The sequence below is a fragment of the Novosphingobium sp. 550D genome (assembly GCF_057401885.1).
Map to the genome: position 1 here is coordinate 2310632 of NZ_CM171613.1, position 20453 is coordinate 2331084.

General features: G+C 61.0%; 18 protein-coding genes. 9 read left to right on the forward strand and 9 right to left on the reverse strand.

The window, feature by feature from the left end:
- Nucleotide 1: 1 nt before the first annotated feature.
- Nucleotides 2-1159: a ubiquinol oxidase subunit II gene (gene cyoA / locus AC2S2E_RS10845; protein ID WP_486522338.1), complete on the reverse strand. Its 1158-nt coding sequence runs from the start codon at nucleotides 1157-1159 to the stop codon at nucleotides 2-4.
- A 229-nt stretch (nucleotides 1160-1388) separates the two neighbouring features.
- On the opposite strand from cyoA, the gene AC2S2E_RS10850 reads away from it, so the two are divergent.
- From AC2S2E_RS10850 to AC2S2E_RS10860, 3 genes are all read left to right on the forward strand, one after another.
- On the forward strand, nucleotides 1389-2738 hold the full coding sequence (locus tag AC2S2E_RS10850; RefSeq protein ID WP_486522339.1) for an MFS transporter: 1350 nt from the start codon (nucleotides 1389-1391) through the stop codon (nucleotides 2736-2738).
- Nucleotides 2739-2807: 69 nt separating this feature from the next.
- Nucleotides 2808-4433, forward strand: coding sequence for an ATP-binding protein (locus tag AC2S2E_RS10855; RefSeq protein ID WP_486522341.1), 1626 nt, complete (start codon nucleotides 2808-2810; stop codon nucleotides 4431-4433).
- A 20-nt stretch (nucleotides 4434-4453) separates the two neighbouring features.
- Nucleotides 4454-5146, forward strand: coding sequence for a response regulator transcription factor (locus AC2S2E_RS10860; protein ID WP_476104862.1), 693 nt, complete (start codon nucleotides 4454-4456; stop codon nucleotides 5144-5146).
- A 226-nt stretch (nucleotides 5147-5372) separates the two neighbouring features.
- On the opposite strand, the gene AC2S2E_RS10865 is transcribed toward AC2S2E_RS10860, so the two are convergent.
- A complete protein-coding gene (locus AC2S2E_RS10865) occupies nucleotides 5373-5624 on the reverse strand; it encodes a hypothetical protein (RefSeq protein ID WP_486522343.1) in 252 nt (83 codons plus the stop codon).
- On the opposite strand from AC2S2E_RS10865, the gene AC2S2E_RS10870 reads away from it, so the two are divergent.
- Together AC2S2E_RS10870 and AC2S2E_RS10875 are read left to right on the forward strand one after the other, a co-directional pair.
- Nucleotides 5623-6801 (forward strand): hypothetical protein, encoded by a 1179-nt coding sequence (locus AC2S2E_RS10870; protein ID WP_486522344.1) that lies wholly within the window; start codon nucleotides 5623-5625, stop codon nucleotides 6799-6801. The two genes, AC2S2E_RS10865 and AC2S2E_RS10870, sit on opposite strands and share 2 nt — an antisense overlap.
- Nucleotides 6794-8179 carry a cytochrome P450 gene (locus AC2S2E_RS10875; protein ID WP_486522345.1) on the forward strand — a complete coding sequence of 462 codons (1386 nt, stop codon included), beginning with the start codon at nucleotides 6794-6796 and terminating at the stop codon, nucleotides 8177-8179. Before AC2S2E_RS10870 ends, AC2S2E_RS10875 begins: the two co-directional genes overlap by 8 nt.
- On the opposite strand, the gene AC2S2E_RS10880 is transcribed toward AC2S2E_RS10875, so the two are convergent.
- Nucleotides 8180-8593: a PilZ domain-containing protein gene (locus AC2S2E_RS10880; protein ID WP_476104856.1), complete on the reverse strand. Its 414-nt coding sequence runs from the start codon at nucleotides 8591-8593 to the stop codon at nucleotides 8180-8182.
- A gap of 218 nt (nucleotides 8594-8811) precedes the next feature.
- On the opposite strand from AC2S2E_RS10880, the gene AC2S2E_RS10885 reads away from it, so the two are divergent.
- The 3 genes from AC2S2E_RS10885 to AC2S2E_RS10895 all read left to right on the forward strand — a co-directional run bounded on the left by AC2S2E_RS10885 (nucleotide 8812) and on the right by AC2S2E_RS10895 (nucleotide 11675).
- Nucleotides 8812-9123, forward strand: coding sequence for an FtsB family cell division protein (locus tag AC2S2E_RS10885; protein WP_476104855.1), 312 nt, complete (start codon nucleotides 8812-8814; stop codon nucleotides 9121-9123).
- A gap of 142 nt (nucleotides 9124-9265) precedes the next feature.
- Entirely contained in the window at nucleotides 9266-10330 is a 1065-nt protein-coding gene (gene pdhA, locus AC2S2E_RS10890) for a pyruvate dehydrogenase (acetyl-transferring) E1 component subunit alpha (protein ID WP_476104853.1), read from the forward strand.
- Nucleotide 10331: 1 nt separating this feature from the next.
- Nucleotides 10332-11675 carry a pyruvate dehydrogenase complex E1 component subunit beta gene (locus AC2S2E_RS10895; RefSeq protein WP_486522346.1) on the forward strand — a complete coding sequence of 448 codons (1344 nt, stop codon included), beginning with the start codon at nucleotides 10332-10334 and terminating at the stop codon, nucleotides 11673-11675.
- A gap of 166 nt (nucleotides 11676-11841) precedes the next feature.
- Here the strand turns inward: AC2S2E_RS10895 and leuA are convergent, their stop codons facing one another.
- From leuA to miaA, 6 genes are all read right to left on the reverse strand, one after another.
- Nucleotides 11842-13518, reverse strand: coding sequence for a 2-isopropylmalate synthase (gene leuA / locus AC2S2E_RS10900; RefSeq protein WP_476104849.1), 1677 nt, complete (start codon nucleotides 13516-13518; stop codon nucleotides 11842-11844).
- A 199-nt stretch (nucleotides 13519-13717) separates the two neighbouring features.
- On the reverse strand, nucleotides 13718-14821 hold the full coding sequence (locus AC2S2E_RS10905; protein ID WP_486522347.1) for a glycosyltransferase: 1104 nt from the start codon (nucleotides 14819-14821) through the stop codon (nucleotides 13718-13720).
- 88 nt (nucleotides 14822-14909) lie between these two features.
- Nucleotides 14910-15929 carry a ketol-acid reductoisomerase gene (gene ilvC / locus AC2S2E_RS10910; RefSeq protein ID WP_476104845.1) on the reverse strand — a complete coding sequence of 340 codons (1020 nt, stop codon included), beginning with the start codon at nucleotides 15927-15929 and terminating at the stop codon, nucleotides 14910-14912.
- Between the two features lie 126 nt (nucleotides 15930-16055).
- Nucleotides 16056-16571: an acetolactate synthase small subunit gene (gene ilvN / locus AC2S2E_RS10915; RefSeq protein WP_476105122.1), complete on the reverse strand. Its 516-nt coding sequence runs from the start codon at nucleotides 16569-16571 to the stop codon at nucleotides 16056-16058.
- Between the two features lie 17 nt (nucleotides 16572-16588).
- A complete protein-coding gene (ilvB, locus tag AC2S2E_RS10920) occupies nucleotides 16589-18331 on the reverse strand; it encodes a biosynthetic-type acetolactate synthase large subunit (RefSeq protein ID WP_486522349.1) in 1743 nt (580 codons plus the stop codon).
- A gap of 262 nt (nucleotides 18332-18593) precedes the next feature.
- Nucleotides 18594-19562 carry a tRNA (adenosine(37)-N6)-dimethylallyltransferase MiaA gene (gene miaA, locus AC2S2E_RS10925; protein WP_486522350.1) on the reverse strand — a complete coding sequence of 323 codons (969 nt, stop codon included), beginning with the start codon at nucleotides 19560-19562 and terminating at the stop codon, nucleotides 18594-18596.
- 109 nt (nucleotides 19563-19671) lie between these two features.
- Here miaA and serB point away from each other — a divergent pair, with 109 nt between their 5' ends.
- Nucleotides 19672-20430, forward strand: a complete 759-nt coding sequence (gene serB / locus AC2S2E_RS10930) for a phosphoserine phosphatase SerB (protein ID WP_486524587.1) — start codon at nucleotides 19672-19674, stop codon at nucleotides 20428-20430.
- Nucleotides 20431-20453 lie beyond the last annotated feature (23 nt).

A 20453-nucleotide genomic window follows, 5' to 3' on the forward strand; every position in this document is an offset into this window, starting at 1 on the left:
ATCAGCTAAGAGGGGTGCGCGCAGGGGCGGCCAGCGTCAGCTTGGCAGCGGCGGCGGGAACGGGGGTCTTCACACCATCGGGAACGCAGATCGCGCGAACGAATGCCTTGGTGCGAGCGTCAGCCTGTTGGGCGGCGCGACCGGGGATGACGGGGATGGTCGTCTCGCGGCCATTCTTGTCATAGGTCAGAGCGGCGACATTATAGATGCCGGCCTTGCCCGCGCCACCGCGAGCGTCCAGCGCCATCATGTCACGCACGCACATCTTGCCCGGACGGACGCAAAGGTTGACGACCTTGTCGAACAGACCATCATCAACAGCGGTGAAGTGACGGACCGGTTCCTTTTCGCTGGGCTGTTCCAGCTGGAGGTAGGCGACGGTGTCGAGCGAACCGGCGCTGGCATTGTCGGCGCCCTTGGCGATGTTGGCGGCCCACTGGTTGAAATCAGCGTCGGTCATGCCCAGCGTCTTGAAACGCATGTGCGAGAAGCCTGCGCCCGAATAGTTGGCCGAGAAGCCGTCAAACGTGCCGGTCTTGTTCAGAACCGCGTTCAATTCGCTCTTCATGCCGGGCATGGCATAAATCTGGCCAGCGAGAGCCGGGATATAGAAAGAGTTCATCACCGAGGAGGCCGAGATGCTGAAATGCACCGGGCGATCCACGGGCAGAGCCAGTTCATTCACCGAGGCAATCTTCTGCTCGGGATAAATAAACAGCCATTTCCAGTCCAGCGCCACAACCTGCACTTCGAGCGGCTTCGCGTCCGCAGCAAGGGGCTTGCCCTCTGCGATGCGCGAGACCGGACGGAACGGGTCAAGCGTGTGGGTGGTCACCCAGGTCAGCGAGCCGAGCGCGATGATGATCATCAGCGGTGCGGCCCAGATCACCAGTTCGAGCTGGGTCGAATGGTGCCATTCGGGCTCGTAGCGGGCGCCGGCGTTTTCGCGATATTTCCATGCGAAATAAACGGTCAACGCCATCACTGGGATGATGATGATCAGCATCAGCAGCGTGGCGGTAACCACCAGGCTGGCTTCCTGCTTGGCAATGTCGCCCGCGGGGTTCAGCACCACCGGGCTACAGGCGGAGAGCGAGGCGAGCAGGGCAAGGCTGCCGAGCCGGCTCACAAGGCGAAAGGGGGTGGGTTGCGTGCTCATGGCGCCCGCGCGTAGGAGGCTCATGCTGCAACCGCGATAGGACATATTGTCCCATCAATTTGATTGCCATCAAATCGCTTTTGATGCAGTCTCTGATCAGTCCCTGTGAAAGGCGCTGAAATCTGCGGTTTTCCGTCCATTTCGGAACCTTTTTCCGGAGGCGAAATTATAGAGAAAAGCCGGGTTGTTCCTTTGGGAAAACACCGGCCCGATTATGGGGATGCTGAATATGACCACCTCCGTTTCAAACGGGGTGGCCGCAGGGGTCGTTTCGGGCCATGCTGGCCATTCCGATCACGTTTCTCCCGGTGAAATCGCCATTGGCGTGATCATTGGACGCACGTCGGAATTTTTTGACTTTTTTGTCTATGCCATCGCTTCGGTGCTGGTATTTCCGAGCTTTTTCTTTCCATTCACCGATGCCTACACGGGCACGCTTTACTCCTTCGCGATCTTTCCGCTGGCCTTTGTCGCGCGACCGCTGGGCACTTTCGTGTTCATGACGGTTGACCGGCTGTATGGCCGCTCGGCCAAGCTGGCGATTGCGCTGTTCCTGCTGGGCGGTTCGACGGCGGCGATTTCCTTCCTGCCGGGCTATGCCACGCTGGGCAGCGGGGCGATCATGCTGCTGGCCCTGTTCCGTCTGGGGCAAGGGTTCGCGCTGGGCGGAAGCTGGGATGGTCTGGCTTCGCTGCTGGCGCTCAATGCGCCGCGTGATCGTCGTGGCTGGTTTGCGATGGTGCCGCAATTGGGCGCGCCGCTGGGGCTGATCGTGGCCTCCTCGATGTTCGCCTTTTTCGTCTCGTCGCTGCCGACCGAGGACTTCCTCAGCTGGGGCTGGCGCTTCCCGTTCTTTGTTGCTTTCGCGATCAACGTGGTGGCTCTGTTTGCCCGTCTGCGTTTGGTGGAATCGCCTGAATTCGTTCGCCTTTTCGAAAGCCGCGATCTTCAGCCGGAAAAGGCCATCGTCACCATCCGTGAAGAGGGCCGCACCATCCTGATCGGCGCACTGGCGCCTCTGGCCAGCTTTGCGCTGTTCCACATGGTCACGGTTTTTCCGCTTTCCTATGTGATGCTCAACACGCCTGAACGGCCCGCCTCGTTCCTGATTATCGAAACGGGCGCGGCCATGATCGGCGTGCTGGCGATCATCGTTTCGGGCTATATGGCCGACCGTTTCGGGCGTCGTGCGGTGCTGGGCGCTTCGGCGGCGGCGATTGCGGCGTTTTCGGGTTTTGCCCCGCAATTGCTGGGTCAGGGCACCGGGGGTGAAGTGGCCTTTATGACCATCGGTTTTGCCATCCTCGGCGTCTCTTTTGGCCAGTCGTCGGGCGCTGTGGCTTCCAGTTTCTCGACTCAGCATCGCTATACCGGCTCGGCGCTGACCAGCGATATTGCATGGTTGGTGGGCGCTGCCTTTGCGCCGTTGATCGCGCTGAAGCTGGCGACCACCTACGGGTTGATCTCGTCGGGGGCCTATCTGCTCTCCGGTGCTGCGGCCACGTTGATCGCGCTGTGGGCCAACCGCGAACTGGCGGGTAATCGCAATGCGATGTCGCCGATGTCGCTGGCGGTGTAATTGTTTCTCTCGCGGGCCTATGCCCAATGGCATTGCCCGCGGGCCACAGTTCTGTAATGGAAAGGGGGCGTGAAAAGCCCCCTTTCTCTTGACCTGAAGGCTATTGCAGAGCCCGATCCGCCCATAGCCGATGATCGCGGCGCATGGCGTGCGCATCCGCTATGGCCTTACCTTTGCTCGCTGGGGCTGGTGACGGGCTTTTCGCTGGTTGGCATTCTGCTCAACCCTTGGTTGGGTGAAGGCTATGCTTCGCTGGTCTTTGTGGTGGGCGTGTCGATGGTGGGCGCGCTTTATGGGCTGATGCCCTCGCTGCTATGCGCGCTTTTGTCCTCGCTGCTGTTCGACTTTTTCGTGTCGGAACCGGTGTTTGAATTGGCGATCAGCAGGACGACCGACCTTGCCCCTCCGGTGGTTTTTGCCCTTTGCGCGGTGATTTCGGGGCTGCTCTCGGGCCGCCTGCGCGACGAGGCGACGCGCGCCAATCGATCGAACCAGCAATTGGCGAGCCTCCTTTCCCTCTCGCGCCAATTGCAGAGCGCCAGCAGCGACGAGGCGGTCCACGCGATTCTGATGGAAAGCATGTTGGCCGGACAGGCCGGACAGATTGGGCTGTATCGCATGATCGACGGCGCCGCCGTGCCGGTGGGGGACAGCCAGGCCACAGCGGAATGGATCGATCTGGCGCGGGCGGCGATGCAGTGGGAGCCGGAATGGATCGAGGACGAGCATCTGGTCGGATGCCGCCTGTTGGCGGGCGAGCGCTGCGTGGGTGCGATGATCCTTGACCGGGCTACGGCGCGCGGGCGCGGGGTCGGATTTATGCTGGCGCAGGGTCGGATGGCTGCGCTGGCGCTGGAACGGATAGACCTGTCGCTGCGCCTGTCCGAGGCCCATGCCCATGCGCGCACCGAGGAGTTGAAATCGGCGCTGCTGGCCTCGGTCAGCCATGATTTGCGCAGCCCTTTGACCGCGATCAGCGCCTCGGCGGCCAGTCTTTTGACATTCGGCCCGCAATTTGACCGCGAGACGTCGCATGAATTGCTCGACGGCATCGTCAAGGAGGCGGCGCGCCTCAACGACCTGACGACCAATCTTTTGCAGATGACGCGATTGGAGGCGGGCGAGGAGGGGCTGAGCTGGTCGCTCCTGCCCATTGGCGAAAGCCTGCGCGCCATTATGGGGCGGGTGCAAAGGCATCGCCAGACTCATCCCATGACCTTGCACATGCCGGCGCAGGAATTGCTGGTGCGCACCGATTCTACGCTATTTGATCTGGCCGTCACCAATGTTTTACAGAATGCCATACGTTACAGCCCCGCCGGATCGCCCATTACGATTGAGTGCAGCGCGCAAGGTGAGGGCGCCAGCATCGCGATCAGCGACGAAGGCTATGGCATCCCGTCCGCCGAGCAGGAAAAAGTCTTCGATCGCTTCTATCGGCTTGCCCGCGATGCGCGGGTGCCGCAAGGCTCGGGGCTGGGGCTGGCGATTGTCCGGGGCTTTGTTCAGGCGTCGGGCGGTACGATTAAGCTTGAATCCCCGCTGCGTGATGGGCACGGAACGCGCATTACCATCACCTTGCCGTTGATGGTGCAGGATCAGAGCCACATCGACGGGGCCATGGCCCATGACGATGATGACGATGCAGAGGCCTCTGTCGGTTCGGCGGGTGGCGCTGCGGATATCAGGGCATAAAGGGAAGCGGTTCTATCACGATGGTTAGCGGTCATATTCTGCTGGTGGACGATGAAGTGGGCATTGTGACGGCGCTTCGTCCGGCGCTGCGCGCGGTCGGGCATGAGGTGACGGTGGCCAGCGATGGCACGGCGGCCTTGGCCAGTTTCATGCTGGCCGATCCCGATGTCGTGCTGCTTGATCTGGGCCTGCCGGATATGGATGGCAAACAGGTCATCCGCAAAATCCGCGAAACCTCCTCAACCCCGATCATTGTGATTTCGGCCCGCCATCAGGAAGCGGAAAAGATCGCCGCTCTGGACGAAGGGGCCGACGATTATGTCGATAAACCCTTTGTTCTGGGGGAATTGCTGGCCCGTGTGCGTTCGGCGCTGCGTCGGCGTCAGAATTTGATCGAGGTGCCCGAAGGTGTTGATCTGGGCGATTTGAGCATCGATTTCGGCACGCGGGAAGTGCGCCTGCGCGGCGAGATGATCAAGCTCTCGCCCAAGGAATATAATCTTTTGCGCATGTTGGCCGATAGCGCGGGACAGGTGGTGACGCAAAAACGCCTGCTGGCGGCGGGCTGGGGCCGGTCCGAGGCCGATCCGCAATATTTGCGCGTGTACATCGGCATGTTGCGGCAAAAGCTGGAAATCAATCCGTCCGACCCGCAGATGATCCTGACGGAACCGGGCGTGGGCTATCGGCTTTTGGTGTCCGCGCCCGCCTGAAACAGACATAGAAAGCGGGTCGCCTTCATATCGCTTAGGGATAGGTTGATAGTGAAGGCGACCGCGCCAAGTTGCGGATCGGAAAGCCAGACGATGCGTCGGCCTGCTTTTGTTTTTCTGAAAAACAGACTATATTTGCGCCTGAACTGTTGCACCTAAAAATGGCATATATGCGCCCGGTTTACGCCATTTCGGTTGCAAGCTTTGTGTTGCTTGCCGCGCAAATTCAGTAGCCCGGAAAAAGCTTGCGGACGAGTTGTCCGCGCCAGGGCTTGCCATGATAATTGAAGAAGAACCAGCCGAACAATCGGGTGAAAATCAGCACCAGCGGGGCCAGCGGATCGCGGTTTTCCCGCATGTGGGCGTAAAGCGCGCGATCGGCACGGCGCCGGTCGGTTTCGCTGCCTCCACCATTGATGCCATAGGCGTTGTCATGCCGTTTGCAGCCAATATTGCGGTTGCGGATGCGGCTGTTCATGAACAGACAGTATTGGCGCTGGGGCGGGGTCATGGCCATGGATAATGCCCCGCCGCCGCGCCCGTTCAAGCGTAAAGTTTTCTATCTGTCGGGTTATGACCCACGCGGCGCGCGGTGCTATCACGGCATTCTGGCCGAGGAAGTGGCCAAAGAGGCGGCGCGAGGTCGGCATTTCGAACTGTCCCGTCGGGCAAAGTGCGGCGCCAATGTGGGGTGGAACCTGCATTCCGAGGGCGGCGCGTGTCAGGGCGATCATGAATTTCTGGTTTGGGACGATATCGTCCGCGACACATGGGCGAAATTGCCGCCGGGGCTGTTGTGGCAGGGTTTGCGGGCCTATTGGTATTTGTGCCGAAATCACGATGCAAAACTGGCGCGGCGTTGGCCTCGCGTGGTTCACTATACTCTGTTCATGCCGGGGGTGTTGTTCATCCTGCTGCCGGTTCTTTTCGCGCTGCTGCTGTGGGCCGGGATGGGTTTGGTGATGCCGCCGCTTCTGGCGCTGCCTCTGGCCTTGGTGGCGGGATGGGGCGGGGCCTTGTGGTTGCAGAAAAGGTTGCACAGCCTTTGGCTTTTGCGCTTCGTCATTTTCAGCACAATCTTTGCCCGGCGCGAGGTGGAGGGGCTGGATGAGCGTCTGGACAGTTTTGTGGAGCGCATTGACGCGGCCTTGTCCCAGGATTGGGATGAGGTCCTGTTGATCGCCCATTCGGCCGGGACGATCCTGTCGATGCAAATCATGGCCCAATTGCTGAACCGGCGCGGGGGCGGGATGCCGTCGCATTTTGCCTTGGTGACGCTGGGCGGGGTGATCCAGTTGATGCCGTGCCGCCGGGATGCGGCGTGGTTGGGGGGGGCGCTTGATACGGTGGCGGCGGGACGGTTCTGCTGGCTGGATATTGCCTCGATCACGGATGGGGCCTGCGTGCCCTTGGTGCCGCCATGCCTTGGCCGGGAACGGGAGGCGCCCGATGGATTGGTGCAAATGACACCGCGATGGTTCGTCTATTGCGAACCGACCCATTATGCCCGACGCAGGCGGGACAAGCATATGACGCATTTCGATTATCTGCGCCGATTGGATCGCCCTTCGCCGCTGGATTATTTGGGCTTGGTGGCGACACCGCGCCCCTTGGCGGCATCAGTGGCCGAATTTGAGGACCAGCGCCATGGGTGAGTGTCCCTTTACGCCGCCCTATCCGACGCCCTTGCGCAAAAAACCGGGGTTGGTGCGCCGCTTCTATCTGGGCTGGTTCAAAAGCTGGGTCGATATGCTCTATGACCGCGCCTATTCGATGAAGCTGGGCGTGACGCATTTGCCGGGGGGCAGGGCGTTCATGGTCAACGAAATGCCCCTTGTGGAAAAGGTGCTGGGCGATGCGGGGGAATTTCCCAAGCATCAGATGGTCCATGACATGCTGTCCCCCATGATCGGCAGCAGCGTCTTTGTCAGCAATGGCGAGGAATGGGCGCATCAGCGCGCCATGGTCAATCCGGCCTTTGTTCATACCAATTTGAAGCGCGTCTTTCCCTTGATGGCGGCGGCGACGCATGATCTGATTGTGCGGATGCGCGAATGTGTGGCCAAGGCCGATGGCCGGGCGATGGATGTCGATCCGTTGATGACCCATGTGACCGCCGATGTGATCTTTCGCACGATCTTTTCTGTCGTGTTGAACGAGGCGGAGTCCGAGGCGGTCTATAGCGCGTTTGGTGAATATCAGACCGTGGCGCAAAGGGCCTATCTGCTGGGGGTTTATCGATTGCCCCGATTTGGCCTTGATCGCAAGGCGCAGCGTTTGGGCAAGAAGGTGCGGGGTCTGTTCGCTCCGGTGGTGGAGGCGCGGGTGGCCGAGCGGGCGAATGGTTCGGCGCAGGAGCGGCGCGATATTCTCGACGCGCTGCTTGATGCGCGCCATCCGGTCAGCGGACAGGCGTTTACGGCGCAGGAGTTGGTCGATCAACTGGCGCTGATCTTTCTGGCCGGGCACGAAACGACCGCGACCTCGCTGGGATGGGCGCTCTATCTCTTGTCCGAATGCCTCGACATGCAGGAAAGATTATGGGCCGAAATTGAGTCCGTGACGGGCGGGGCGCCGCTGGATTTTGATCATGTGAAGGCGTTGGAGGGCGTGCGCAATCTCTATCGCGAGGCGCTGCGGCTCTATCCGCCGGTGGCGTTTTTGCCGCGCACGCCTCATGCGCCCATCACCATGCGCGAAAAGGCCATCGAGGCGGGAGAGTTGATGATGGTGGCCCCCTGGCTGGTTCAGCGCAATCCGGGTAATTGGAAATGCCCCCACTCGTTTGACCCGGACCGCTTTACCACGCCCGAAGGGGCCGAAGCGCTCAAGGATGCGTGGATACCTTTTGGCAAAGGGCAAAGGGTTTGCATCGGCGCAGGCTTTGCCCAGCAGGAAGCGGCGCTGATTCTGGCCGAAATTATCCGTAATTTTCGAATCGATTTTCCCGCAGGCGTGGCAAGGCCGCAGGTCGTTGCCCGTCTGACCCTGCGCCCGCGACATGGCTTTCCGCTGGTGTTGATCCCGCGCTGATCAGATTCGGCGCAGGCGGTCCTGTCGGGTTTCATCCTGACGCGACAGGGTTGAAACCGGGCCGCGCTGATAATAGTCGCGCGTTTCGGTCTGGGGCGGGGTGATTTCGGCGGGCGTGCGCAGCAACAGCGGGTCGATCGGGCTGGCAAAGGCCACGCCAAAGCGGTTGCTCTGAACCCATGCCACGATGCCCTCGATCGCGCCGACATTGCGCAGATCCAGCACGACCTTTTCGCCCACTGTCGCGCCCAGCGTACCTTCCGCCATCAGCCCGGTGGCCGACACGTTGCGGATCTTCACGCGCTCATCCAGTTGCCGCATCGGCCAGCGGCATACTGAAGACAGCAACAAGTTGTTGCGCGGCGCATTGCGCTGATCGGCATAGGGATCGGTGGTGGCATCGGGCTGAGACATGGTTTGATCCTGAAGTTTTGGCCTGAGGCGAAATGCTCCGTGATTCTCTAGTCCAGTCCGGCAAAGTTGGGCTGAATTGAGGGTTAGGTGTCTTTGCCTATGACATGTCGGAGGCTGTCGCCGGACAAATCGGTGAACTGTGCAAAATTTGTCGGTTTTGCCCGGCTTCCTGCATCATCACGCTTGAATCCGCGACTCAAGTATGATTGCTGTTGAATATGCGACAGAGAATGCACAGGCCGAAATTAGCGCGTGAAGCATTGGCACAAGGCTTTGCCCTTTGCCTGCTTCTGGTCATGCTTGCCGTGGCGATTGCCGGGCCAAGCGGATTGCTGGCCTGGGGTGAAAACCGGCATTTGCTCGAGCAGCGTCAGCAGGAAATCCGCAAACTGGCGGTCGAACGGGACGAATTGCGCAATCGCGTCAACCTGCTCGACCCCCGTCATGCCGATCCTGATCTTGCCGGAGAGTTGCTGCGCAAAAATCTTAATGTTGCGCATCCCGACGAGATGATCATGATGGTCAACTGACTGGCAGGTGATTCCTGTGGCCTGTCAAGTGGGCCATTGGAACTGCTGTCAGGTCATTACAAAATTCGTATGTGACGGTTTGCTGGACGGAGTGTTGCTCCTATAGGCAAGGCTGAACATAACGACCTTCAGGGGAAGCGTCTTGGCCAGAACCGGCAAAAACCAGAGTGCGGCACCCGCCGCAGCCGATAACTCCCTCAACGCACTTCAGGCCGCCTATGAGGCCAATCGGCGCTATGGCGCCAGCGATGAGGAATTGCTGCATTTCTACGAGCAGATGGTGCTCATCCGCCGATTCGAAGAACGCGCGGGCCAATTGTACGGCTTGGGCCTGATCGGGGGCTTCTGCCACCTTTACATCGGTCAGGAAGCCGTTGCCGTCGGCATTCAGTCGGCGCTCAAGGAAGGTCACGACAGCGTGATCACCGGCTATCGTGACCATGGTCACATGCTGGCCTATGGCATCGACCCCAAGGTCATCATGGCCGAACTGACGGGCCGCGAAGCTGGTATCAGCCGCGGCAAGGGCGGTTCGATGCACATGTTCTCGACCAGCCACAAGTTCTATGGCGGCCACGGCATCGTGGGCGCGCAGGTGTCGCTGGGCGCGGGTCTGGCCTTTGCGCATCAATATAACGAAGACAACGGCCTGTGCGTTGCCTATTTCGGCGACGGTGCGGCCAACCAGGGTCAGGTTTACGAGAGCTTCAATATGGCGGCTCTCTGGAACCTGCCGATCATCTTTGTTGTGGAAAACAACCAGTACGCGATGGGCACGGCGGTCAACCGTTCGTCGGCCGAAACGCATTTCCACCGTCGCGGCGCGGCTTTCCGCATCCCCGGCATGGACGTGAACGGCATGGACGTTCTGGAAGTGCGCAGCGCAGCCAACGTCGCGGTCGAATATGTCCGCGCCGGCAATGGCCCGGTGCTGATGGAACTCAACACCTATCGCTATCGCGGCCACTCGATGTCGGACCCTGCGAAATATCGCAGCCGTGAAGAAGTGCAGGACGTGCGCGACCACCGCGACCCGATCGAAGCGGCCAAGAAGGACCTGCTGGATCGCGGCATCCCTGAGGAAAAGCTCAAGGAAATCGAAAAGCGCATCCGCACCATCTGCACCGAAGCGGCCGATTTTGCGGAAAATTCGCCCGAACCGGCAATGAACGAGCTTTATACCGACGTTCTGGTGGAGACTTACTGAGATGGCGATTGAACTTAAAATGCCCGCTCTCTCGCCCACCATGGAAGAGGGCAAGCTGGCCAAGTGGCTGGTCAAGGTTGGCGACGAAGTGAAGTCGGGCGATATCCTGGCCGAAATCGAAACCGACAAGGCGACGATGGAATTTGAAGCGGTGGACGAAGGCACCATCGGTTCGATCCTGATCGCCGAAGGCACCGAAGGCGTGAAGGTCGGCACGGTCATCGCGCTGATCGGCGGCGAAGGTGAGGCGGCGCCCGCTGCTTCGGCTCCTGCTGCCGCGGCCGTTCCGGCTGCTGCTGCTTCGGTGGCGGCGCCTGCTGCTGCGCCCCGTCCGGCCGATCCGGTTGTGCCCCATGGCACCAACATGAAGACTTCGACCGTTCGTGACGCGCTGCGTGACGCCATGGCCGAAGAAATGCGCCGCGATCCGCGCGTCTTCGTGATGGGTGAAGAAGTTGCCGAATATCAGGGCGCCTATAAGGTGACTCAGGGCCTGCTGGCCGAATTCGGTCCCAAGCGCGTCATCGACACGCCGATCACCGAATATGGTTTTGCCGGTATCGGTACTGGCGCCGCCATGGGCGGTCTGCGCCCGGTGATCGAGTTCATGACGTTCAACTTCGCCATGCAGGCGATTGACCACATCATCAACTCGGCGGCCAAGACCAACTATATGTCGGGCGGCCAGATGCGTTGCCCGGTGGTGTTCCGTGGCCCGAACGGCGCGGCCAGCCGCGTGGGTGCCCAGCACTCGCAGAACTATGGTCCGTGGTATGCCAACGTGCCCGGTCTGATCGTGATCGCGCCCTATGACGCTTCGGACGCCAAGGGCCTGCTCAAGGCCGCCATCCGCAGCGAAGATCCGGTCGTTTTCCTTGAAAACGAGCTGATCTATGGCCGTTCTTTCGAACTGCCCGAACTGGACGACCACGTTCTGCCCATCGGCAAGGCCCGCATCATGCGTGAGGGCAAGGACGTGACCATCGTGTCCTATTCGATCGGCGTGGGTCTGGCTCTGGAAGCCGCTGAAGCGCTGGCCGCCGATGGCATCGATGCAGAAGTCATCGACCTTCGCACGTTGCGTCCGCTCGACAAGGAAACGGTTCTGGCCTCGCTGGCCAAGACCAACCGCATCGTCGTGGCCGAAGAAGGCTGGCCGACTTGCTCGATCGCTTCGGAAATCGCGGCCATCGCGATGGAAGACGGGTTCGACTATCTCGACGCGCCGGTGGTCCGCGTGTGCAATGAAGACGTTCCGCTGCCCTATGCGGCGAACCTCGAAAAGGCCGCGCTGATCAACACGCCCCGTATCATCGAGGCGGTGAAGAAGGTCTGCTATCGCTAAGCAGAGCTTTGGCTAAAAGACAGGGCGCCCCGGCTGAAAGGCTTGGGGCGCCTTTTCTTTTGGGCGCTGTGTCGGTGTGGTCGAGCGGCCGTGAAGGCTTCGGGCAAAGAGAAAGGCCGGGGATCGCTCCCCGGCCTGCTTGTCTAAATGAAAGGCTGTTGGTGGATCAGGCCTTCTTCAACGCATTGGCCGCGCTCAGCACCGCGCGTACCGATGCGGTGGCGATGTCATTGTCGAGGCCAACGCCCCATACGGTCTGGCCATCGGGCGTCACAGCCTCGATATAGGCCGCAGCCTTGGCTTCCGACCCGGCGGACAAGGCGTGTTCGGAATAATCCTTCACCGAGATTTCGACCCCGAAATGTTCTGCCAGCGTGGCGACCACCGAGGAGATCAGGCCATTGCCGCGCCCAGAAACGCTGCGCTCCTGACCATCGACGCCGATCTTGCCGGCGAAGACGCGGGTGCCATCGGCGGCGCGGGCTTCTTCGTAATCGACCAGTTGCAGGTGCTGTGGATCGTTGACGTAATAGACGCGCTGGAACACGTCCCAGATGTCGCCCGCCACCAGTTCACGGCCCAATTGATCGGCCAATTCCTGCACATGCCGGCTGAAATGCGCCTGCATCTTCTTGGGCAGCTTCAGGCCCTGATCCTGCTCCAGCACCCATGCAAAGCCGCCCTTGCCGCTCTGCGAGTTGACGCGGATGACGGCCTCATACGAGCGGCCCAGATCGGCAGGATCGATGGGCAGATAGGGCACGGCCCAGAGTTGGTCGTTGCGCGCTTCTTGCGCCGCAAAGCCCTTCTTGATCGCGTCCTGATGGCTGCCCGAAAAGGCCGTGAAGACCAGCTCGCCGCCATAAGGGTGGCGTTCGGCCACGGGCAGTTGGTTGCAATATTCGACCGTCTGGATGACTTCATCGATGTCCGAGAAGTCCAGACCCGGCGCAACGCCCTGCGTGTACATGTTCATGGCAACCGTCACCAGACAGCAATTGCCGGTGCGCTCACCATTGCCGAACAGACAGCCTTCGACGCGGTCCGCGCCCGCCATCAGGCCCAGTTCGGCCGCCGCAACGCCGGTGCCACGGTCATTATGCGTGTGCAGCGAAATCACCGCGCTTTCACGATTGGGCAGGTTGCGGCAGAAATATTCGATCTGATCCGCGTAAACGTTGGGCGTCGCGCATTCGACCGTCGCGGGCAGGTTCAGGATGATCGGATTCTCTGGCGTGGGCTGGAGAATGTTCATCACCGCCTCGCAGCACTCGATGCTGAAATCCAGCTCGGCGGTGGAGAAGGTTTCAGGGCTATATTCGAACTGCCACTTGGTCTGGGGGAAGCGCGCGGCATTGTCGCGCAGCAGCTTGGCGGCGTTTTCAGCGATCCCGCGTACCTGCGGCTTTTCCATGCCGAACACCACATTGCGCCACAGCGGCGAGACGGCGTTGTAAACATGGACGATGGCCGAATGGATGCCCGCCAGCGATTCGAACGAGGTTTTGATCAGGTCTTCGCGCGCCTGAGTCAAAACCTGAATCAGCACGTCATCGGGCACACGACCCTGATCGACCAGACCGCGGATGAAGTCATATTCGGTCGCGCCCGCGCTGGGGAAACCAACCTCGATTTCCTTCAGGCCCACCTTGAGCAGCAGATCGAAGAAGCGGTTCTTCTTTTCCGCGCCCATCGGGTCGATCAACGACTGATTGCCATCGCGCAGGTCGGTCGAGAGCCAACGAGGGGCTTTCTCGATAACCTTGGACGGCCAGGTGCGATCGGGGATGTTGATCGTGGGAAAGGGGCGATACTTGACCGAGGGGTCTTTCAGCATGGTCATGTCAGGATCTCGTGTAGGCTGGATTATGCGACTTGTGGCTTCGAAGGTTGCTCCCTTGAGCGCCGCGCGCGCTCAACCGGCACGCCAGCTCACGCCCAAGGGCGGATAAGTCGCAGGGTAAGGTCCAGCTGAGTGATCATGGCCTCGCCTATGCCCCCAACGATGCGTGAAGTAAAGCCTTGATTGGCGGGAATGGGCCTTAAGTGCGGCGCTGGGCCACGCAGGCGTCAAACCATGCCAGATAGGCGTCGGCGCAAACATCGGCCGCCAGATGCGCGATAAGCGGGCGCAAAACCAAGGGGTCGGGGCGGGGTGCCTCGGCCACGGCCAGCAGGGCTTGCGCCAGTTCATCGGGGCGGCGGCTGGGGACGATCAGGCCCGCTTCGGGAATGGTCATGATGTCGCGCAGGAAGAAGGAGCAATCAGTCGAAACGACCGGCACGCCATGGGCCAATGCCTCGACGGCGACGGCGGGTCCGCCTTCGAAGGAACTGGACACGAAAAAGGCGTCGGCATCATGCAAAAACGGGTCGATGGCCGGGACATGGCCCATAAAGCGGACCTTGTCGCCAAGGCCCATGCTTTGCGCCAGCCTTTCCATCTTGGGCCGCAGATAGCCTTCGCCCAGCATGGTCAGGCGGGCGCGGCTGGTCTGGTTCAACGCGGCGATGGTGCGCAGGGCAAGGGGCGCGTCCTTTTGCGGCTCAAATCGCCCCGCCCACACGATTTCGAGACGGTCCTTGGCCAGGCGCGGCATCGGTAATTGCGCTTCGGCCAGATAGACCGGATCGTAAAGCGTCGAGACATTGACCCATGGCGCAATGGCGCGGATCTCGCTCTCCAACCCCCGGTTCATCGCCGCAAACCCGTCGAGATGCCGCGCAAACCGGCGAAGCAGCCAGCGAACCGGGCCAGCCACGATCCCTTGCGGCACGGCGGGATTGGAAATCTTGGCCACCAGTGCCGCGCGCCCACGCACCTTGGCCAGAGCCGGGATCAGCGGGAAATGAAAATTGCCCGGAAGGAAAATCACGTCGGGCGCAATTCGCGCGACATAAGGGGCCATTGCGGGGCCCAGACGCAGCCGTGAGGTCAGGCTGCGGGGCAGGGGCGGTTCAAGTTCGACGACTTCGATGCGCGGGTCGACAGTATCTTCCAGCCCCCCCATGCGCGCACCGCACAGGATTGTCACCCGCCGCCCCTGATCCAGCCAGCGTTTAGCCATGCCAAGGGCGATCCGTTCCGTACCGCCCCGGTTGAAATCGTGGAAACAGATAAGGATATGTTGCTCGCTCTCCGTCATGCTCGCCAGCCATAAACAAGAAAGCGCGCCGGGCAAGATGCCGGGCGCGCCTCCTTTGCGATCAAGCGTCGCGATCAGGAAGAACGGATCAGTTCTTCGACTGGTCAACCAGCTTGTTGGCGCCGATCCAGGGCATCATGGCGCGCAGCTTCGAACCGGTTTCTTCGATCTGGTGACGCTTGGCGGCGATACGCGAAGCCTTCAGTTCGGGTTGCCCTGCGCGGTTGTCGAGGACGAAGTTCTTCACAAAGCGGCCCGACTGGATGTCTTCCAGAACGCGCTTCATTTCCTTCTTCGTTTCTTCGGTGATGATGCGCGGACCGGTCACGATGTCGCCATATTCGGCGGTGTTCGAGATCGAGTAACGCATGTTGGCGATGCCGCCTTCATACATCAGGTCGACGATCAGCTTCAGTTCGTGGAGGCATTCGAAATAGGCCATTTCCGGCGCATAACCGGCTTCGACCAGCGTTTCAAAACCGGCCTGAACCAGCGCGGTGGTGCCGCCGCAAAGCACGGCCTGTTCACCGAACAGGTCGGTTTCGCATTCTTCGCGGAAGTTGGTTTCGATGATGCCCGAACGGCCGCCGCCAACGCCCGACGCATAGGCCAGAGCGATGTCATGGGCATTGCCGGTCACGTTCTGGTGGATGGCAACCAGGCAGGGCACGCCGCCGCCCTTCACATATTCGCCGCGCACGGTGTGGCCCGGACCCTTGGGGGCGATCATGATGACGTCGATGTCAGCGCGCGGTTCGATCAGGCCGAAGTGGATGTTCAGACCGTGAGCGAAAGCCAGCGCAGCGCCCGGCTTCAGATTGGCGTGCAGGTCAGCCGCATAGATTGCAGCCTGATGTTCGTCAGGAGCAAGGATCATGAGAACGTCGGCCCAGGCAGCGGCGTCAGCGTTCGAGAGAACCTTGAAGCCGGCGCCTTCCGCCTTGGCGGCCGAGGCCGAACCGGGACGCAGCGCAATGGCCACTTCCTTGACGCCCGAATCGCGCAGGTTCTGCGCATGGGCGTGGCCCTGCGAACCATAGCCGAGGATGGCGATCTTCTTGTTGACGATCAGGTTCAGATCGGCGTCGGCGTCGTAATAGACCTTCACTGCAATTCCCCTTGCATGCCCCCGCGCTTGGCGCTTCCAAGGGGCTGGACAGGTTGTGCCACGGTTAAGCGGCGGGTTTCAAATTTGGCGCGGCATCTGCATCAGAGTGCCGCTCCGGTCAAGATTTCAGGAGCGGCGCGTGCCGCGAACCATGCCGACCACACCCGTACGGGCGGTTTCGACAAGGCCAAGCTCGTTCATCAGGCTGACGAACATGTCGATCTTGTCGGGCGTACCGGTCAGTTCGAACACAAAGCTCTGCGTGGTCGTATCAACCGGGCGCGCGCGGAACACATCGGCAAGGCGCAGCGCCTCGACGCGGTTCTCACCCTTGCCCACCACCTTCACCAGCGCCAGTTCACGCTCGACATAAGGGCCTTCGGTGGTCAGATCGATCACCTTGTGCACGGGCACAAGACGGTCAAGCTGCGCATGGATCTGGTCGATCACCGCGGGAGGGCCATGCGTCACGATGGTGATGCGGCTGGTCGTATGATCCTCGGTAATTTCCGACACGGTCAGGCTGTCGATATTATAGCCGCGCGCGGTGAAAAGCCCCGCGATCTTGGCCAAAATACCCGCCTCATTGTCGACCACCAGCATCAGAACGTGGCGTTCCTCGGCGGCGTGTTTGATCTTCATCATCTCTCTCGCCCTCCTTACACCAGCGCCTTGGCTTCATCGTCCATGATCCCGGCGACATCATCGCCGTAAAGGATCATGTCCGTATGCGCCGCGCCCGAGGGGATCATCGGGAAGCAATTGGTTTCCTTGTGAACACAGCAATCCACGATCACCGGACCCGGATGGTCGATCATCGCCTGAATCCCTGCGTCCAGTTCGCTTTCGTTCTGGATGCGGATACCCTTCCAGCCATAGGCTTCGGCCAGCTTCACGAAATCGGGCAGACTGTCCGAATAGCTGTTCGAATAACGGCTTTCATAGGTCAGTTCCTGCCACTGGCGGACCATGCCCATCCATTCGTTGTTCAGAATGAAGACCTTGACCGGCAGGCGATATTGCGTGGCGGTGCCCAGTTCCTGAATGTTCATCTGGATCGAGGCGTCACCGGCAATGTCGATCACCAGGCTGTCGGGATTGCCCAATTGCGCACCGATAGCGGCGGGCAGGCCATAGCCCATCGTGCCCAGACCACCGCTGGTCAGCCACTTGTTGGGGCCGAAGAAGTGGAAATACTGGGCCGCCCACATCTGATGCTGGCCAACCTCGGTGCTGATGACCGGATCGCGGTCCTTGGTCAGCTCGAACAGGCGTTCGATCGCATATTGCGGGGCAATCGTGCTGGAGTAGCGCGGATAGGACAGGCTCTTCTTGGCCTTCCAGCTCTTGACGCGTTCGTGCCATGCCGACAGATCCTGCGCCTTGCGGTCGCCCCACGCCTCGATGATCTGGGCCAGAACGGTCGCGCAATCGCCGATGATGGGCAGATCGACGCGCACGGTCTTGTTGATGCTGGCGCGGTCGATGTCGATGTGGATCTTGGTCGAATTGGGTGCAAACGCGTCCAGGCGGCCCGTCACGCGGTCATCCCAGCGGGCGCCGACGCAAAGGATCAGGTCGGCCTGATTCATCGCCCAGTTGGCCTCATACGTGCCATGCATGCCCAACATGCCCAACCAGTCGTCGTGATCGGCCGGGAACGCGCCCAGACCCATCAACGTGGATGTGACGGGCGCGCCGGTCATCGCCTGCAACTGACGCAGCAGTTCGGTGGCGCGCGGCCCCGAATTGATCACGCCGCCACCGGTGTAGAGAACCGGGGCCTTGGCATTGGCCAGCAATTCGACGGCCTGAGCGATTTCGCTCTCGCTGCCCGCCAGACGCGGTTGATAGCGGTTGCGGCGCTGAACCGGGCCTTCGGGGAAATTCGCGCTGGCGATCTGGACGTCCTTGGGGATGTCGATGACAACCGGGCCGGGGCGGCCGGTCGTCGCGATCTGGAACGCCTCGTCGATCACCTTGGCCAGATCGGCCGGATCCTTGACCAGATAATTGTGCTTGCAACAGTGGCGCGTGATGCCGACCGTATCGGCTTCCTGAAACGCGTCCGAACCGATCAGCGGCGTGCCGACTTGCCCAGTGATGACCACCAGCGGGATCGAATCGAGGAAAGCGTCGGCAATGCCCGTGACCGCATTGGTCGCGCCGGGGCCGGATGTGACCAGCACAACGCCGGGCTTGCCGGTCGAACGCGCATAGCCTTCGGCGGCGTGCGCCGCGCCCGCTTCGTGACGGACAAGGATGTGGCGCAGACGGGCGTCGTTAAACAACGCGTCGTAAATGGGTAGCACAGCGCCGCCCGGATAGCCGAATACGCATTCGACCCCCTGACGGGCGAGGCTTTCAACCAGAATTTGCGCACCGCTCAGCTCTTGGCTCACGGGAATACATCCTTCTATCACAATGTTTGCGGCCGTTGTGGGGCCACCGGGCTCCACCGCATATGGGTGTGTGCTCATGACAATCGCGCGGCCATGGCCAAGCTTGGCCTGCTGCGCAAGAGGGGAAATGGAGACCAGCCCGCGAAATTCAGCCATTTCGCGAGGGGTAACCCCATCATGCCCCACCGACAGGCAAACAGATGCCTATCCGCCCGTCGGTGACGGGAGGGGCTCTAGGTGACGCAAAATGTCTCGTCAAGCATTAATCGTGAAATAAAATATCAAAATGCTTTTCCAGTGCGAAATTTGTGTCTGTTTTGCGTATCCAATGGGGCGGCGGCTGGTGCCGGAACCATGTATATTGGCGTTTCGCATAATTGCGCGTGGCCTGCGCTCCATCGGCGATGGCCTCGTCCAGATCGGCTTCCCTGCGCAAGAATTTTGCCAGCGAGGATACGCCAATCGCCCGCATCACCGGCAGGTCAGAGTCGAGTCCCCGCGCCAAAAGACGTTCCACTTCGTCCAACGCGCCCTGTTCCACCATCAGGCCGAACCGTCGATCACAACGTTCATAGAGCCAGTCCCGATCCGGCAGCAGAACCAGCGGCGCCAGCGTGATCCTGTCGCCAATCCCGCCTTCCAGCCTTTGTTGCCAGTGGCCGAGCGTCTGTCCCGTCGACAGCACGACCTCCAACGCGCGATGGACGCGGGTGGTGTCATTGGCGTGAAGCGTGGCGGCGCGTTCGGGGTCCAGACGGGCCAGTTCGGCATGGGCCAAAGCCACCGGCATGGCGCGCACCGTTTCACGCACATCGGGCGCAATGTCGGGCACGGGCGCGATGCCGTAAAGCAGCGTGCGCAAGTACAACCCGGTTCCGCCAACAAGGATCGGCACCAAGCCGTGATCATGCGCCTTGGCAATCTCATCGCGGGCGCGGCCTGCCCAATCGGCGGCGGAGCAGCTTTGCGCCCCGTCCCACGCGCCATATAGGCGGTGGGGGATTTCGGCCAGTTCGGCCTGCGAGGGGGCAGCAGAGAGGATCGGCAGGTCGGAATAGAGCTGCGCGCTGTCGGCATTGACGATGACCGCCCCGCGTCCGGCCTTTTCCAGAGCGCGGGCCAGTTTGAAGGCAATATCGCTCTTGCCGCTGGCGGTCGGGCCTGCAATGAGGCCAACGCATGGACGGGCCGTTGGGCCGTCGAGGTTTTGAAGGGATAAATCGGTGCTCATTGCGCGCGTATTAGCAGATGGCGAGGACGTTTCGGCAAGGATTGATACGTTGCTCGAAGAATTGAGCGATGTTGCGGCGTCGACCGATGCGCGCGAATTGCCCGGCGGCGTGTGGGAAGTCATCGTCGAAGGCGTGACGCTGGAGGCTTTGCGCGCCGCGATTGATACGCATGTCGGCGTGTCGGACGCGCTGATCGTCGATGGCAAGGTGCGCATCCCCAAGCTGTTCATCTCGGACATGGATTCGACGATGATTTCGGCGGAATGCATCGACGAACTGGCCGATTTCGCGGGGATCAAGGACCGCGTGGCCGATATTACCGAGCGTGCAATGCGCGGCGAACTGGATTTTGCGCAGGCATTGACCGAACGCGTCGGGCTGCTCAAGGATTTGCCCGCACAGGCGATTCAGGATTGTCTCGACCAACGCATCGCGCCGATGAAGGGGGCCAAGGTTTTGGTCGAAACGCTGAAAGCCAAGGGGTGCCGGACGGTGCTGGTGACCGGGGGATTTCATCAGTTCGCTGACCCTGTGGCCGAGCAGCTTGGTTTTCAGCGGGTGGTGGCCAATCGCCTTGCCGTGGTGGATGGCAAGCTGACCGGTGGCCTTGACGGCCCGATCTGCGACAGCAGCACTAAGAAGGCGACGCTGCTTGAAGAAATGGCGGCGCTGGGCGAGGGGGCGGTTGCTCTGGCCACCGGCGATGGCGCCAATGACATTCCGATGATCGAGGCGGCGGCCTATGGCGTGGCGTTTGAGGCCAAGCCCAAGGCTCGCGCGGCGGCCAATGGCTGGGTGGATCGCGGTGATCTGACGGCGATTTTGCGCTTGTTGGGTGTGCCGGAGAAGGATTGGGTTTTGGGTTAAAGGGGCATTTGCCTCCGGCGGGC

Excerpts from the sequence above, each read along its gene's own strand:
- AC2S2E_RS10905 (WP_486522347.1), bottom strand. The coding sequence starts at position 14,821 with ATGACGGAGAGCGAGCAACATATCCTTATCTGTTTCCACGATTTCAAC.
- AC2S2E_RS10895 (WP_486522346.1), top strand. The coding sequence starts at position 10,332 with ATGGCGATTGAACTTAAAATGCCCGCTCTCTCGCCCACCATGGAAGAG.
- AC2S2E_RS10870 (WP_486522344.1), top strand. The coding sequence starts at position 5,623 with ATGAACAGACAGTATTGGCGCTGGGGCGGGGTCATGGCCATGGATAAT.
- miaA (WP_486522350.1), bottom strand. The coding sequence starts at position 19,562 with ATGAGCACCGATTTATCCCTTCAAAACCTCGACGGCCCAACGGCCCGT.
- AC2S2E_RS10875 (WP_486522345.1), top strand. The coding sequence starts at position 6,794 with ATGGGTGAGTGTCCCTTTACGCCGCCCTATCCGACGCCCTTGCGCAAA.
- AC2S2E_RS10885 (WP_476104855.1), top strand. The coding sequence starts at position 8,812 with ATGCGACAGAGAATGCACAGGCCGAAATTAGCGCGTGAAGCATTGGCA.
- AC2S2E_RS10860 (WP_476104862.1), top strand. The coding sequence starts at position 4,454 with ATGGTTAGCGGTCATATTCTGCTGGTGGACGATGAAGTGGGCATTGTG.
- AC2S2E_RS10850 (WP_486522339.1), top strand. The coding sequence starts at position 1,389 with ATGACCACCTCCGTTTCAAACGGGGTGGCCGCAGGGGTCGTTTCGGGC.
- AC2S2E_RS10865 (WP_486522343.1), bottom strand. The coding sequence starts at position 5,624 with ATGAACAGCCGCATCCGCAACCGCAATATTGGCTGCAAACGGCATGAC.
- ilvN (WP_476105122.1), bottom strand. The coding sequence starts at position 16,571 with ATGAAGATCAAACACGCCGCCGAGGAACGCCACGTTCTGATGCTGGTG.
- cyoA (WP_486522338.1), bottom strand. The coding sequence starts at position 1,159 with ATGAGCACGCAACCCACCCCCTTTCGCCTTGTGAGCCGGCTCGGCAGC.
- leuA (WP_476104849.1), bottom strand. The coding sequence starts at position 13,518 with ATGACCATGCTGAAAGACCCCTCGGTCAAGTATCGCCCCTTTCCCACG.
- AC2S2E_RS10880 (WP_476104856.1), bottom strand. The coding sequence starts at position 8,593 with ATGTCTCAGCCCGATGCCACCACCGATCCCTATGCCGATCAGCGCAAT.